We start from the raw sequence: 14,690 nt of genomic DNA on the forward strand, positions 1-14,690 counted from the left end.
CGAAGCCGAAGCCGAAGCCGAAGCCGAAGCCGAAGCCGAAGCCGAAGCCGAAGCCGAAGCCGAAGCCGAAGCCGAAGAATTCTTTGCCCAATCGACAGTCGATACAACCCCTGTCGAAGCCGAACTGGTTGATGACGCGACCGCTGCGGACATGGCCGATGCGGCACCTGACAGCATTGCGGCAAAGCTGCAGCGCATCCGCGCTGTGGTCTCGCAAAGCCAGGACGAGGCAGAAGACGAAGAGATGTTCGAAGACGAACATGCCGAGGCCTTTGCCCCGGCAGTCGATTTCGAAGATATCACCGAAGCTGTAGACGAAGATGTTGCGGCTGAAGATATCCGCATCTCTGCCGCCGAAGACTTTGAAGCGGCCCATGACGCGCTGGCTGACCAAGCCGATGATGACGAAGACGACATCGGTGACATCCTGGCCCGCCTTGAAGCCGATAAATCTGATGCACCGGTAGAAGCAGAAGCAGAAGCAGAAGCAGAAGCAGAAGCAGAAGCAGAAGAGGTGATCGTGGCCGCGTCCGATTCGCAAGCGGATGATGACGATGATCTTGGTCTCGACACGCTGGCGGCATTGATGGCAGCCGATGACGATGCACCTGCATCGGAAGAGGACGTAGCCGACAACCTCTTTGACGACAGCGCAGAGGCCGATGCGCCCGAAGCGGAGGAGGCATCCGCCCACCCCCGCGCACGCGTGATCAAGGTCAAGCGCGCGGACATCGACGCGGCCATTGCCAGCGGTGCGCTTGAAGAGGTCGAGGACTCGACCGCCGAAAGCACCCTGTCGGCAGAAGATGAAGCCGAACTGCTGGCTGAACTGGCCGAGGTCGAGGCGGAGTTGCCGATATCAGAGGACGTCGACACAGACATTGACGGCGACGCCGACATTGATGAAGTCGAAGCTGAGGCAGACACGTCCGAAGAACCCGAAGCCGTCAAAGATGATGACGTGCAACGCCTGATGGCCGAGGCCGAAAACCAGATGGATGAACCGGAAGGGTCGCGCCGCCGCAACGCCTTCCAGCATCTCAAGGCTGCGGTCATGGCAAAAAAGGCGGATGCCGACATCGGCAAGAAGGACGAAGAAGAGGAAGGCGCGTTCCGCTCGGATCTCGCCTCTGTAGTCAAACCACGCCGTCCCGAAGCGCGCAGCGAAGGTGCGAAGCGCCCGGGCAGCGACCGCCCCGCGCCACTCAAGTTGGTTGCGGAACAACGTGTTGACGTTGACACGGCGCCCAAGGGCCCTGTCACACCGCGCCGTGTGGCGGCGATGGATGACGGCACAAGCACCGAAGACGCAGGCAATTTCGCTGACTACGCGTCCGAAATGGGCGCGCATGACCTGCCGTCCTTGCTGGAAGCCGCCGCAAGCTACCTGAGCTTCGTGGAAGGCCGCGATCAATTCTCGCGCCCGCAACTGATGACCAAGGTGCGTCAGGTCGAACAAGGCGACTTCAGCCGCGAAGACGGGCTGCGCTCGTTCGGCCAGCTGCTGCGCGCGGGCAAGATCGAAAAGATCAGAGGGGGCCGCTTTGCCGTGACAAGCGATATCGGCTACCGCCCGGACCAACGCGAAGCAGGCTAAGTCCAGCAAATGAACTCTTGACAGGCGCCCTTGAACAGGCGCCTTTTTTCATGGCTGATGCGCATATGAGCTTTCCAGACCAACCCACACTGACCGGCCCCACCCTTCATCTGCGCCCCTTGCAGGCCGAAGATGAAGGCGCACTTGCGCGCGCGGCGTCCGATCCTGCCATCTGGGCGGTGCACCCGTCGCCTGACCGCTATAAGCCAGAGGTGTTCGCGCCCTATTTCCAGATGCTTCTGCGCGAAGGCGGCACGCTTGTCGCCACGGACCGGGCCAGCAATGACATCATTGGCTGCTCACGCTACTACCCGGCCTCGGAAAGCCCTGGCGAATATGGAATCGGCTTTACCTTCCTGACGCGCGCCTATTGGGGCGGTGCCGCGAATTGGGAAATGAAATCTCTGATGCTGGATCATGCCTTCCAGTACATGGAGGCCGTCTGGTTCCACATCGGTACCGATAATGTCCGCTCACAAAAAGCCACTGCGAAACTCGGCGTCGATCACGTCGCAACAGAAACGCGAACGCTCAGCAGCGGAACAGCCATTTATGAATGTTACCGGCTCAGCAAAGCCACATGGCAGGCGCGTCAAGCGTCGGGGTCAGGCTGACCGATCCCCTTGAAGACAAACTTCAGGGGGAAGGCCCAGATGACACCCAACCCGACATAGATCAGCAGCTCAACAAGGATCGGGGGCCGGTCGAACAGCCCTACGATGGACACAGCCGCCACGATGTAAAGCGGCAGCGCCACGATCAGGATCAACAGGGCAAGCCATTTCCGGGTCTTGTAGCGCAGCGCCATGCGAGGCTCCTCAGTCGGCAAAAGGGTCCCGCACCAGGATCGTATCCTCACGCTCGGGCGACGTGGAAAGTAGCGCGACGGGGCAGTCGATCAACTCTTCGACCCGGCGCACATATTTGATGGCATTGGCCGGCAGATCGGCCCAGCTGCGCGCGCCTTCTGTCGATTCAGACCAACCCGGCATCTCTTCATAAACCGGCGTACAGCGCGCCTGTTGGTCTGCGGCTGTGGGCAGATAGTCCAGCGTTTCGCCATCCAACTCATAACCCACGCAAATCTTCAGCGTCTCGAAGCCGTCCAGCACATCCAACTTGGTCAGCGAAATCCCGTTCACGCCAGAGGTCGCACAAGTCTGGCGCACAAGGCAGGCATCGAACCACCCGCAACGACGCTTGCGACCTGTCGTGGTGCCAAACTCATGCCCCCGCTCGCCCAAGCGCTGACCATCCGCATCTTCCAACTCGGTCGGAAACGGCCCCTCGCCCACACGGGTGGTGTAGGCTTTGACGATGCCCAGCACGAAATCGATGCTCCCAGGGCCCATACCCACACCCGTTGCGGCTTGCCCCGCAATCACATTGGACGATGTCACAAAAGGGTACGTGCCGAAATCGATGTCCAGAAGCGCACCCTGCGCGCCCTCGAACAAGATGCGCTTGCCCGCCTTTCGCGCCTCGTTCATCACCTTCCAAACGGGGGCGGCGTATTCAAGGATGGCGGGTGCTACCTCGGCCAGCTTGGCGATCAGCGCATCGCGGTCCACCGGATCAAGGCCAAGACCACGGCGCAGTGCATCGTGATGCACAAGGGCGCGATCGACGCGCAGCTCCAACGTCGCAGGGTCGGCCAGATCAGCCACACGCACGACGCGCCGGCCCACCTTGTCTTCGTAGGCGGGACCGATGCCGCGCCCGGTTGTGCCAATCTTGGCCACGGAATTCTGAGCTTCGCGCGCCCGATCCAATTCGCCGTGAATCGGCAGGATCAGCGGCGTGTTCTCGGCAATCATCAGCGTCTCGGGCGTGATCTTCACGCCTTGGGCACGCAGAGTCTCAATCTCAGACACAAGGTGCCACGGGTCCAACACCACGCCGTTGCCAATGACAGACAGCTTGCCGCCGCGCACCACGCCCGAAGGCAACGCATGCAGTTTGTAGACCTCACCATCAATGACCAGCGTGTGCCCGGCATTGTGTCCGCCCTGAAAGCGGGCGATCACATCGGCCCGCTCGCTCAACCAGTCGACAATCTTGCCCTTGCCCTCATCGCCCCATTGTGCGCCGACAACCACCACATTGGCCATTTGATGCCCTTTCAGAAAGCAAACCCGCGTCCGTATAGCGATACGCACGGGCAAGGCAAACCGGTATCTGTGTTTCTTCTGACGAAAAATACCACCGCCGGAGGCACCAGCGGCTTGCGGCCCACGCAGGTTTCAGGCCATCAACGCATCAGCACGATCCAAGGACCAACCCCGATGGGCTTTTTCGCACGCTGGCTTTTCGCCTTTGGCCTTCTGGCCGTCACCTACAATCCGACCCAATACAACTACGTCGCATGGGCCGCGCAACACGGGCCAAGCAACCTCTCGATTGCGGTGCTGGCAGGCCTCCTTCTTCTGATCGGCTACATCATCTACCTGCGCGCCACGCTACGATCGATTGGCGGGTTCGGCATGGCACTGGTGCTGGCCGTCGTCGGCGCGGTGTTGTGGGTGCTGTACGACCTGGGCCTGCTCACATTGGACAACGGCAACCTCAACACATGGCTGGGCGTGTTCGCCCTGTCGCTTGTGCTGGGGGTCGGCCTGAACTGGAGCCATGTGCGGCGGCGCCTGTCGGGGCAGGCGGATATGGACGACGTGGACGAGTAGCAACCCCGCCAAGATTTTTTGGCGGAAAAAGTCATTCTTGGGGGCCAGCCCCCAAGCCCCCGAAGTCTAACTGGCAAGATGAAGGATCAGTCCAGTGTCACGGGCTGCCCATGTGGCGTGCGCAGATAGGCGGCTTCCCACTCCGCGCGCATATCCGAAAGCGCAGCCGCTTCGGCGGCCCCTGTTTCGGTCAACAGCGCCTCGAGTGTTTCGAGCCACGCGACGAAGTAATCGTCCCCGCCATTCAACTCTTTCGCCAGGCCGTGCCGCTTTAACGTTGCGCCAAAGCGCGCAGCCCAGTCGGGCCAGGCAAAATGCCCTGCCTCGTTCAAATGCACGGTCAAAGCAAAGAGCTGCGCGTGCCATGGGGCTTCAAAACTCGGCTCGGGCGTCATGTGGCTGACAGGTAGCTTTGCCACAGGTCAAGGATCACCTCATCCTCGGGATGTTCCGGATGCGCCCAGATGTCCTGCGCCCTGAGCGCCACGGCATAGAGCGGTTCAGGCGCTTCGCCCAATCGGTGCGCATTGCTGTCAGGCAACACATGGCTTCCGTGCTGTCGCACAATCGTACCCAGCGCACCCGTCGCATAGGCAGGCAACCGCGTGTGCCCACCGGGCACCTGCATATTCTCTGGCAGTGATCGAATGCGCACTGTGTCACCTGCGACGAAGAGGGCTGCGACATTGCTGGGGCGCGTCGCGGGGCCACCCTTGGCCAAAACTCCCGCCACGGCCGCCGCAGCCAACCGCTTGTCCGCCAGATCGCTTGGCCCCTGTGCCGCCCCCTGCGCCAGCTCATCGCGGCTCACAGCCCCTGTATCAACCAACAGATCAGCCAGCGCCGCCACCCATTTCTCGTAGTAGGAAAAGCGCCCGTAATCCTTGGGGGACAGGCACTCGCGCGCGTGGCGCGACACATCAATGTTCCACAGCCCCAGCGACCCACATGCCAGCGTGATCGCCAGCGCGCGCGGATGCCAGTCGGCATGAAAGATCACATCCTCAGGCTCTGGCGACACGGCGCCATCCCCGAAACGACCGCCCATATCGTGCACGCGCGTCATGGTGACACCGCCAGACCGCAGCCAATCATGCTGTCACGGGTGACCAATGCCATCAGTGCGACCTCATCCATGCCTTCCGTGCCTTCGGGCCGTTGCGGCAGAACAAGGTACCGCACCTCGGCCGTCGAATCCCAGACGCGCATGGCCTGCCCCTCCGGCAAAGTCACACCGAACTCTGCCAACACCTTGCGCGGTTCACGCACCGCGCGGGATCGGTACGCATCGGACTTGTACCAGCCCGGCGGAATGCCCAGCAGCGGCCACGGGTAGCATGAGCAGAGCGTGCAGACGACCATGTTGTGTACGGCTTCCGTGTTCTCGACCACCACCATATGTTCGCCTTGCCGCCCGTAATAGCCCAGCTCCGCCAGTACCGGATCGGCGTCCTCCAGCAAGGCAGCCTTGAACGCGGGATCGGACCACGCCCGTGCCACGACATGGGCGCCGTTCTTGGGGCCGATCTTGTTTTCATAGGTGTCAATGATCTCGTCCAGAGCCGCGGGATCAATCAGCCCCTTCTGGGTCAGGATGGTTTCCAGCGCCTTGACCCGCAACGCAGGGTCAGAGGGCAACAGCGAATGCGGGTGATCGTGGTCGGAATGGTCATGGGGCATGGCCTGATCATGGAACCCTACGTACACAAATGTCCAGAGGCCGAAACCGCCCTTGCCCCGCTTCGCAAACTTGCATAGATACCGCCCATCGCGCAGCAAAGAGCCTTGAACGCTTCATGGAAAATGTCGTCCTGATCATCCACCTGATCCTTGCCCTCGGCCTGATTGCCGTGGTGCTGATGCAGCGCTCCGAAGGGGGTGGGCTTGGTATGGGCGGCGGCGGAGGTGGTGCGGCCACAGGCCGACCAGCAGCGACCGCACTGGGCAAAGTGACCTGGATCCTCGGGATCGGGTTCACCATTACGTCGATCACGTTGACGATCATCGCGGCACAGAACGCATCCGGCACGTCCGTCATTGACCAGTTGGGCATCACACCGCCTGCGCAAAATGCGCCCGCCGACGATCTGGTGCCGCCAGGTGGCGACCTGTTGCCGCCGACCGGCGACGACGACGCGCCGCTGGTTCCCAGCGCCGACTAAACAAAACCTTGCGGGGATGCGAAAAGCTGCAACATCATGTTGCGGCCTCCTTGCCCCGTTGAACCGAATCCTGTTATACTGAGGCCCCGTGGGGAACGCTTTCATGCGTCTGCTCACAGTGGCCTGAAGGCCTGATTGAACCACGGGGGACTGCACCACATGGCACGCTACATTTTCATCACGGGCGGCGTTGTGTCATCGCTGGGCAAAGGGCTGGCATCAGCCGCCCTTGGTGCGCTTCTGCAGGCCCGTGGCTTTTCCGTACGGTTGCGTAAACTGGACCCCTATCTGAACGTCGATCCCGGCACCATGTCGCCTTTTGAGCATGGCGAAGTGTTCGTGACCGACGATGGCGCGGAAACCGACCTCGACCTTGGCCACTACGAACGCTTTACAGGCGTGGCTGCGCGCAAAACCGATTCCGTGTCTTCTGGCCGCATCTACTCCAACGTCCTCGAAAAGGAGCGCCGCGGCGACTACTTGGGCAAAACGATCCAGGTCATTCCCCACGTCACGAACGAGATCAAGGATTTCATCGAGATCGGCGATGATGAGGTCGACTTCATGCTGTGCGAGATTGGCGGCACTGTGGGTGACATCGAAGGGCTGCCCTTCTTCGAAGCCATCCGCCAGTTCAGCCAGGACAAGCCGCGCGGCCAGTGCATCTTCATGCACCTGACGCTGCTGCCATGGATCAAGGCGTCCGGCGAATTGAAAACCAAGCCGACCCAGCACAGCGTCAAGGAACTGCGGTCCATCGGCATTGCCCCCGACATTCTGGTCTGCCGGTCAGAGGGGCTAATCCCGGAAAAGGAGCGCGAGAAGCTTGCCCTCTTCTGCAATGTCCGCCCCGACAGCGTGATCGCTGCGCAGGACCTTGGCACCATCTATGACGCCCCTCTCGCCTACCACGCCGAAGGGCTGGACCAAGCCGTGCTCGACGCCTTCCAGATCAGCCCGGCGCCCAAGCCGGACCTCGCAAAGTGGGAAGACGTCAGCGACCGCATCCACAACGCGGAAGGCGAAGTGAAGGTCGCCATCGTCGGCAAATACACCCAGCTTGAAGACGCCTATAAATCGATTGCCGAGGCACTAACCCATGGCGGCATGGCCAACCGGGTCAAGGTCAAGGTCGAATGGGTCGATGCCGAACTGTTCGACAACGAAGACCCCGCACCCCATCTCGAAGGGTTCAATGCCATCCTCGTGCCCGGCGGCTTTGGCGAACGCGGCACCGAAGGCAAGATCAAGGCGGCCGAGTTCGCCCGCACCCGCAAGGTCCCATACCTCGGCATCTGCCTTGGCATGCAAATGGCAGTGATCGAAGCGGCGCGTAACGTGGCTGGCCTGAAAACCGCAGGGTCCGAGGAATTTGACCACGAGGCGGGCAAGAAACGGTTTGAACCGGTGGTCTACCACCTCAAGGAATGGGTGCAGGGCAACCACAAGGTCGAACGCAAGGTGGGCGACGACAAGGGCGGGACAATGCGCCTTGGAGCCTATGACGCCACCCTGACGGAAGGCAGCCGCGTGGCCGAAGCCTATGGCACCACCACGATCGACGAACGCCACCGCCACCGCTACGAGGTCGACATCAAGTACCGCGAGCAGTTGGAAAAAGCGGGGCTCAGTTTTTCAGGCATGTCGCCGGATGGCCGTCTGCCGGAGATCGTGGAATGGTCAGATCACCCGTGGTTCATCGGCGTGCAGTTCCACCCGGAACTGAAATCCAAGCCCTTCGATCCCCACCCGTTGTTCCAGGATTTCGTGCGCGCGGCCAAGGATATGTCACGGCTGGTGTGACCGCCAAACGGCGCGCGTGCTGTAAATCACTCGCGAAATTCTCGCAAAACGAGTAGTATCCTCCGCATTGAACACACTCAATTTCGGAGGGCGCCCATGTCGTTATTTCAAGTCGGGCACGATCGCTACGCCGCAGCGGGACACGGCGACAAATACTCAGCCATTGATCAGCGCGCACTTGCGCGGGTGGTCGGCAGTGTCGCGGTTGGATTGCCCGTCATACTGTGGATCGCGTCTCACCTGCCCTCGGACAATCCATATATCGACACCTGTTTCCGCTATTCGATCAGCCACTTCTACTACGCACCGCTCTGGGGCACGGTGTTTACCGGTGCACTATGCTTCATCGGCGCCTACCTCGTAGTCTACCGTGGTGAAGACAGGCTCGGAGCCGAAAACCGGCTGGCAACATATGCCGGGATCGGAGCCTTCGGTATCGCCCTCTTTCCAACCAGTGGCTGGGGGTGCGACACCGAGATATTCGCGGCGCGGCCTAAACTGACCATGCGCCTTGTCGACGGCGCGCCCGCGCTGGACGGCACCTTTGATCCCACCACCGCGTTTCGACTTTTTGAATACGCAAGCGTCATCCACTACGCGTCTGCCGCCTTCGTGTTCTTCTTTCTCGCCTGGTTTTGCTTTTTCGTGTTCACAGCCGTGGATGACGACCAACGCGATGCACTCGGAAAGCCGACGCAGGTCAAGGTCATCCGCAACACCTTTTACTATGCTGCGGGCTCTGTCATCGTGCTGGCGATCCTTGCCATGGGCAGTGCCGCGTTGATCCCATGGCTGACCGGCGTACCCTGGCCGTGGTGGGATGCCGGCAACTGGACCTTCTGGTGCGAGGCCGCCGCGTTGATTGCTTTCGGTATCTCCTGGCTTGTCAAAGGCCGGTTCATAACGTGGCTCGAGGACGAAACCTGAGCAAGCCCGGCACATCACGACCCCGTGACCCCGGTTTATCCAACGTGATACTCTCTTACCTCATAGGCAACCGCCACCCGAGGAGACATGCCCATGACCACCTCATTCCACCGACGCACCGTTCTGGCCACCGGTACAGCCGCCCTGCTGACGTCCGGTCTGACCGTCCCCGCCCGCGCCGCGGGCCTTGCCCCGACCCCGACCATGCGCGGCGGCGCCAACAACTACCGCCCCGGCGCGCCCATCGTTGACCGTATCGGCGGCGGCGGGTTTCTGATGACCGGCACCGTCCTCAACGCAGGTGACGGCGCGCCTATCCCCAACGCCCGTATCCAGATGTGGGCGCACACAACGGAAGGGCATGAACGGGACGAACGCAGCCACGGGGCGACGCTCACAGATACACAGGGCCGGTTCCAGATGGACATGCCGCAAATCGTTCCGGCCTTTGGCCAGCCGCACGGGCACCTCGCTTATGATGCAGAGTTCGACAACAACGGCTTTCAGACCGTGTTCCTGCGCCCGATCATGTCCAGCGCCTCTGATACAACGCTCGACGTGCAGTTCGTCCTGCTACAGGGCTGACAGCCTTTATGCGCGGCATTATTCCGTGGACCGCGCTGGCTGCCGCAATTGCTGCACCATTGGTAGCCGCAGGGTTCAGCCCGCTCTTGCAATGGCGGGACGGCATCTACATCGCATCGGGCTTTGCGGGCATCTTCGGTATGACGCTTTTGCTGGTGCAACCGCTTCTCGCCGCCGGTGATCTGCCCAACCTGCCCCAGACCCGCGCGCGCCGCCTGCACCGCCTGACAGGGGCGCTGCTGCTGGGGGCCGTAGTCACTCATGTCATAGGCCTCTGGATCACAAGCCCACCGGATGTGATCGACGCACTGACCTTCACCTCGCCCACGCCGTTTTCAGTCTGGGGGGTCATCGCCATGTGGGCCGTGTTCGCCGCCGCCCTCATGGCCGCCCTTCGCAAACGCATCACCGTCCGCCCGATGACATGGCGACGGGCGCATGTGGCGCTGGCCCTGACGATTGCCATCGGCACGGTGATCCACGTCTTGCTGATCGAAGGCACGATGGAGACCGTGACCAAGTACGGCCTGAGTGTATTGGTCCTCCTGGCCGCCCTGCGGATCGCCCCGCGCCTCCGCCCCCGACGACGTTAACGGATTGGCAAGCTTTGGCAGCGCACGGCCCGTTAACCCGGCAAAAGCAGCGCAACCGGTGTACGGGGGTGCACAGAGGGTGCACGCGGGGTGACAGGCCGATTCCCCTTGTTTTGTAGGCATTAACGCGCATATCCGCGTTGATGCACGGATCAGGCCGTTAACCGTTGCGCGTTCGGTGCCCTCCGGGCCATAAGCCCCCATGCTCAGCTACCAGCACATATACCACGCCGGAAACCTTGCGGATGTTCACAAGCACAGCCTTCTGGCCTGGATGCTGGACTATCTCACCCGCAAGGACAAACCGGTCAGCTACATCGAAACACATGGCGGTCGGGCACTCTATGATTTGACAGCCGACGAAGCGCTCAAGACCGGCGAAGCGGCACAGGGTATTGCGCGGGTGCAATACTGGTTCCCAAGCGATCATCCCTACATGAGATGCCTTCAGCAAACCCATGAAATACATGGTGAAAGCGCTTATCCTGGCTCTCCCATGATCGCGGCACAAACGCTCCGGGACGATGACGTGCTGACGGTGGCAGAACTGCACCCTGCAGAACACAACGCGCTGGAATTGGCGCTGCCAACGGCCAAGATCCACCGCGCCGACGGCTTTGCCATGGCCCATTCAATCCTGCCTCCGACGCCGCGGCGCGGCCTGATGCTGATCGACCCCAGCTTTGAGGTGAAAGAAGATTACGCAACGATCCCCGGTCACATCAAAAAATACGCACGTGCGTGGAATGTGGGCATCATCGTTCTCTGGTATCCGATCCTCACATCAGATGCGCACAACAACATGCTGAAGACACTTGAAAAAGATCACCCAGACGCACTGCGGCACGAAGTGCGGTTTCCCCCCGCACGCCCCGGTCACGGCATGGTTGGGTCTGGCCTATTTGTGATCAATCCGCCCTTCGGTCTTGCCGAACAGGCCGCAAATCTGAAAACTCGCTTTGACCAATTGAAGTGACACGCCATGTTCGAACGCCTTTTCCCCAAAAGACCCAAGGAAACCAAACCTTTGCCCGAACCCACGCCGCAACTCGCCCTTGGCGCGCTGCTGGTGCGGGTCGCGATGGCCGACCGCGAATACCAGGCACCGGAAGTGGCCGCGATAGACAAGATCCTGTCAGCGACCTTCGACCTGAAACCGTTGGAGGCCGCAAAGTTGCGCGCCACCTGCGAGGCGCTGGAACGGCACGCACCCGGCACACCCGAATTCGCGGATATCCTAAGGGAAACAGTGCCTTATGCCGACCGACTTGGCCTTGCCATGGCCATGTGGCAGGTGTTGCTCGCCGACGGCGAACATGCCGGGATCGAAGAGGACGTGCTGCACCAGATCGAAGCCGCGCTTGGCATCACGCCCGACGACAGCGGCGACATTCGCACCCGTGCGCTTGGCGAATAGGCACAACCGCCATATATCCGCACCCATGTTCCAAGACCTCCTCAAACGGCTGATCCAGCCCGAGCCCGCCCCGATTGCCGACGCAGATGCGCGGCTGGCCCTAACCGCATTGCTGGTGCGCGTGGCCCGCTCCGACTACGATTACTCCGGCGACGAACGTGTATTGATCGATCAGATTACACAGGACCGATACGGACTTTCACATAAGGAAGCCAATGCCTTACGAGCTGAAGCCGAGGCAATGGAAGCCGACGCCCCAGACACCGTCCGCTTCACCCGTGCGATAAAAGACGCCGTCGCCTACGAAGACCGTCTGGCCGTTGTCGAAGCGCTCTGGAAAGTGGTGCTTGCAGACGGACAGCGCGCGCAGGAAGAGGACGCATTGCTGCGCCTTGTCACCAACCTGTTGGGCATCACGGATCAGGACAGCGCCAAGGCACGTCAAAGGGTTACAGGGTGATTGCATCGTTCGGCATGTACGACATGCCGCATTTGCGCGACGCCCATGACAGATACTGGGCGGGGATACGCACCGCCCTTGGCTATGGACCGGATCAGCTGAACCGCGGTGGAGATCCTTGGACTGAATGGCAATCACCGGACCTGCTCCTTGCACAGACATGCGGGCTGCCATTCAGGATACGACTGCATGAAAAGGTGACCCTCGTCGGAACACCTGACTACGATCTGCCCGACTGCCCAACGGGCCACTATTTCAGCTACCTGATCCGACGCCGCGATGATCCGCGCTCTCTTGCGGAACTGTCCAAACTGGGTGTGATGGCATTCAACGATCCATTGTCGCAATCGGGCTGGGCTGCCCCCTTGGCACACCTTGAAGAACGTAATCTTAAGCCAAGAAAGACTCTGCAAACACAGGCGCATATCGAAAGCATCCGAACGGTTCTGAACGGACAGGCGGATTTTGCCGCCATCGATGCGCTGACTCTCCTTCTTTGGGCTGCGGAGGACAGTGACGCCGCCGCATATCTGGACGCCTTCGATCGCACGGTGCCCACCCCTGCACTGCCCTATATCACGGCGCTGGAACGCGATCCGAAACCAATATTCGATTCCATCGCAACCGCTGTTTCAAACCTGACGCACGAAGATCGCTGCGCCCTTCGCCTAAAGGGCATCGTTAATCTCCCGCCATCCGCGTATCTCGCCTTCCCGATTCCGCCCGCACCTTGATCAAACCGGGTTCTCCCTACGTCAATTTGCGCAAATGGCAGGCAAAACGTCCCTTTTGCCCGTGGACAAGGCACATGTTTTCCTCCCTTATACCGGCTGATCGAAACAAGCGCAGCCAACCCACGTGTCAGACACTTCCGTTATTGAAATCCGAAACCTGCACAAGGCGTACGGTCCGCTGGAAGTGTTGAAAGGCGTGGATATCAAGGCAAAGCGGGGGGATGTCGTATCCCTCATCGGGTCGTCGGGGTCAGGAAAATCCACGCTTCTGCGCTGCTGCAACCTGCTCGAAGACAGTCAGCAAGGCGATGTGGTGTTCAAGGGTGAGCAGGTGACGTGGAAAGGCAGCGACCATGGCCGCCGTCCGGCAGATCCCAAGCAAGTGCTGCGTATCCGTACGAACCTGTCCATGGTGTTTCAGCAGTTCAATCTGTGGGCCCACATGACCATCCTGCAGAACGTGATGGAAGCGCCCGTGACCGTCCTGCGCCGCGATCCGGCCGAGGTGGAACAGGCGGCACGAAAATACCTCGACAAAGTGGGCATCGGCGACAAATGCGACGCTTATCCCGCCCAGCTATCGGGGGGGCAACAACAACGCGCCGCAATTGCCCGCGCGCTGTGCATGGAACCCGAAGCGCTGCTGTTTGACGAACCGACAAGTGCCCTGGACCCGGAACTGGAACAGGAAGTTGTCAGGGTGATCAAGGACTTGGCCGCCGAAGGGCGGACCATGCTGATCGTCACCCATGACATGAAACTGGCCCATGATGTCAGCGACCACGTCGTGTTTCTGCACAAGGGCCTGATCGAAGAACAAGGACCGCCAGATGAGTTGTTTGGCGCGCCCAAATCAGAACGACTGCGTGGGTTTCTATCTGCAACCCACGCCGCGTAACCAATAATCAACGGGAGAAACTCACATGAAATCCATCCTTCTTTCGACCGTCGCAGTTGCGATGACAGCCACCTTTGCCATGGCCGACGGCCACAGCGTCGTGCGCATGGGCACCGAGGGCGCCTACCCTCCCTACAACTTCATCAACGATGCTGGCGAAGTTGACGGGTTCGAACGCGAAGTTGGCGACGAGCTGTGCGCGCGCGCCGAACTGACCTGTGAATGGGTCACCAACGAATGGGACAGCATCATCCCCAACCTCGTGTCCGGCAACTACGACACGATCATCGCGGGCATGAGCATCACCGACGAACGGGATGAGGTCATCGACTTTACCCAGAACTATCTGCCGCCAGAGGCCTCCCGCTACGTGGGCCTGTCCGAAGACGCAGACATCAACGGCATGGTTGCCAGCCAGGTCAACACGATCCAGGCCGGCTACGTGGCAGACAGCGACGCGACACTTCTGGAGTTCGCAACCGCAGAAGAGTTGATCGCCGCCGTCAAGAGCGGTGAAGCGGACGCCGTTTTCTTCCAGGGCTCCTTCCTTGAGCCCATCGTGGCCGAAGATCCGGAAATCGTTTGGGTCGGTGAGCCTGTACCCCTCGGCGGCGGCGTCGGCATGGGCGTGCGCGAGACCGACGGTGAGATGAAAGCCAAGTTCGACGCGGCCATCACTTCGATGAAAGAAGATGGCACACTGAACACAATGATCACAAAGTGGTTCGGCGACGAAGCAGAACTCTTCTAAGCCCGCACAGGACGTGAAGGGGAAGGTCGCAGCCCTCCCCTTCACTCGCTTCACGATGCTGCGCGCCCTGAAATATTGAGGC

18 protein-coding genes and 1 pseudogene are annotated in these 14,690 nt (G+C 60.8%); 14 read left to right on the forward strand and 5 right to left on the reverse strand.

Annotated elements, in window-relative coordinates; genetic code table 11:
* Together Q1A51_RS17050 and Q1A51_RS17055 are read left to right on the forward strand one after the other, a co-directional pair.
* Positions 1-1,597, forward strand: a pseudogene (locus tag Q1A51_RS17050) (hypothetical protein); the annotation flags it as partial.
* 65 nt (positions 1,598-1,662) lie between these two features.
* The gene (locus tag Q1A51_RS17055) at positions 1,663-2,211 is read left to right on the forward strand and encodes a GNAT family N-acetyltransferase (protein WP_299604070.1); all 549 of its coding nucleotides are present in this window, start codon (positions 1,663-1,665) and stop codon (positions 2,209-2,211) included.
* Here Q1A51_RS17055 and Q1A51_RS17060 read toward each other — a convergent pair.
* On the reverse strand, positions 2,190-2,405 hold the full coding sequence (locus Q1A51_RS17060) for a DUF2842 domain-containing protein (RefSeq protein ID WP_299210703.1): 216 nt from the start codon (positions 2,403-2,405) through the stop codon (positions 2,190-2,192). The two genes, Q1A51_RS17055 and Q1A51_RS17060, sit on opposite strands and share 22 nt — an antisense overlap.
* Positions 2,406-2,415: 10 nt before the next feature.
* A complete protein-coding gene (locus Q1A51_RS17065; protein ID WP_299604073.1) occupies positions 2,416-3,708 on the reverse strand; it encodes an adenylosuccinate synthase in 1,293 nt (430 codons plus the stop codon).
* A gap of 174 nt (positions 3,709-3,882) precedes the next feature.
* On the opposite strand from Q1A51_RS17065, the gene Q1A51_RS17070 reads away from it, so the two are divergent.
* Positions 3,883-4,278, forward strand: a complete 396-nt coding sequence (locus Q1A51_RS17070; RefSeq protein WP_299604077.1) for a DUF6524 family protein — start codon at positions 3,883-3,885, stop codon at positions 4,276-4,278.
* Positions 4,279-4,364: 86 nt separating this feature from the next.
* On the opposite strand, the gene Q1A51_RS17075 is transcribed toward Q1A51_RS17070, so the two are convergent.
* Genes Q1A51_RS17075 through nthA form a run of 3 tightly spaced genes read right to left on the reverse strand, consistent with a single transcriptional unit; the run spans position 4,365 to position 5,958 of the window.
* Complete coding sequence (locus tag Q1A51_RS17075) at positions 4,365-4,673, reverse strand: nitrile hydratase accessory protein (protein ID WP_299604079.1); 309 nt, start codon at positions 4,671-4,673, stop codon at positions 4,365-4,367.
* Positions 4,670-5,344: a nitrile hydratase subunit beta gene (gene nthB, locus Q1A51_RS17080; RefSeq protein WP_299604082.1), complete on the reverse strand. Its 675-nt coding sequence runs from the start codon at positions 5,342-5,344 to the stop codon at positions 4,670-4,672. The genes Q1A51_RS17075 and nthB overlap by 4 nt, the downstream gene beginning before the upstream one ends.
* Positions 5,341-5,958 (reverse strand): nitrile hydratase subunit alpha, encoded by a 618-nt coding sequence (gene nthA, locus Q1A51_RS17085; RefSeq protein WP_299604085.1) that lies wholly within the window; start codon positions 5,956-5,958, stop codon positions 5,341-5,343. Before nthA ends, nthB begins: the two co-directional genes overlap by 4 nt.
* Before the next feature lie 116 nt (positions 5,959-6,074).
* On the opposite strand from nthA, the gene secG reads away from it, so the two are divergent.
* The 11 genes from secG to Q1A51_RS17140 all read left to right on the forward strand — a co-directional run bounded on the left by secG (position 6,075) and on the right by Q1A51_RS17140 (position 14,608).
* Positions 6,075-6,440 carry a preprotein translocase subunit SecG gene (secG, locus tag Q1A51_RS17090; protein WP_299210715.1) on the forward strand — a complete coding sequence of 122 codons (366 nt, stop codon included), beginning with the start codon at positions 6,075-6,077 and terminating at the stop codon, positions 6,438-6,440.
* A gap of 159 nt (positions 6,441-6,599) precedes the next feature.
* Positions 6,600-8,243 (forward strand): CTP synthase, encoded by a 1,644-nt coding sequence (locus Q1A51_RS17095; protein ID WP_299604089.1) that lies wholly within the window; start codon positions 6,600-6,602, stop codon positions 8,241-8,243.
* Positions 8,244-8,339: 96 nt separating this feature from the next.
* Entirely contained in the window at positions 8,340-9,170 is an 831-nt protein-coding gene (locus Q1A51_RS17100; protein WP_299604092.1) for a hypothetical protein, read from the forward strand.
* Between the two features lie 93 nt (positions 9,171-9,263).
* Positions 9,264-9,755 (forward strand): twin-arginine translocation pathway signal, encoded by a 492-nt coding sequence (locus Q1A51_RS17105; RefSeq protein ID WP_299604095.1) that lies wholly within the window; start codon positions 9,264-9,266, stop codon positions 9,753-9,755.
* Between the two features lie 8 nt (positions 9,756-9,763).
* On the forward strand, positions 9,764-10,348 hold the full coding sequence (locus tag Q1A51_RS17110) for a ferric reductase-like transmembrane domain-containing protein (protein WP_299604098.1): 585 nt from the start codon (positions 9,764-9,766) through the stop codon (positions 10,346-10,348).
* A gap of 202 nt (positions 10,349-10,550) precedes the next feature.
* Positions 10,551-11,324 carry a 23S rRNA (adenine(2030)-N(6))-methyltransferase RlmJ gene (rlmJ, locus tag Q1A51_RS17115; RefSeq protein WP_299604101.1) on the forward strand — a complete coding sequence of 258 codons (774 nt, stop codon included), beginning with the start codon at positions 10,551-10,553 and terminating at the stop codon, positions 11,322-11,324.
* A gap of 6 nt (positions 11,325-11,330) precedes the next feature.
* On the forward strand, positions 11,331-11,765 hold the full coding sequence (locus Q1A51_RS17120; RefSeq protein WP_299604104.1) for a TerB family tellurite resistance protein: 435 nt from the start codon (positions 11,331-11,333) through the stop codon (positions 11,763-11,765).
* A gap of 25 nt (positions 11,766-11,790) precedes the next feature.
* Complete coding sequence (locus Q1A51_RS17125; RefSeq protein ID WP_299210728.1) at positions 11,791-12,225, forward strand: TerB family tellurite resistance protein; 435 nt, start codon at positions 11,791-11,793, stop codon at positions 12,223-12,225.
* Entirely contained in the window at positions 12,222-12,959 is a 738-nt protein-coding gene (locus tag Q1A51_RS17130) for a PhnD/SsuA/transferrin family substrate-binding protein (protein WP_299604107.1), read from the forward strand. The genes Q1A51_RS17125 and Q1A51_RS17130 overlap by 4 nt, the downstream gene beginning before the upstream one ends.
* A 124-nt stretch (positions 12,960-13,083) precedes the next feature.
* The gene (locus tag Q1A51_RS17135; RefSeq protein ID WP_299210730.1) at positions 13,084-13,857 is read left to right on the forward strand and encodes an ATP-binding cassette domain-containing protein; all 774 of its coding nucleotides are present in this window, start codon (positions 13,084-13,086) and stop codon (positions 13,855-13,857) included.
* A gap of 25 nt (positions 13,858-13,882) precedes the next feature.
* Positions 13,883-14,608, forward strand: a complete 726-nt coding sequence (locus Q1A51_RS17140; RefSeq protein ID WP_299604109.1) for a transporter substrate-binding domain-containing protein — start codon at positions 13,883-13,885, stop codon at positions 14,606-14,608.
* The last annotated feature ends 82 nt before the right edge of the window (positions 14,609-14,690 follow it).

The sequence above is a fragment of the uncultured Tateyamaria sp. genome, from assembly GCF_947496075.1.
Classification (GTDB): Bacteria; Pseudomonadota; Alphaproteobacteria; order Rhodobacterales; family Rhodobacteraceae; genus Tateyamaria.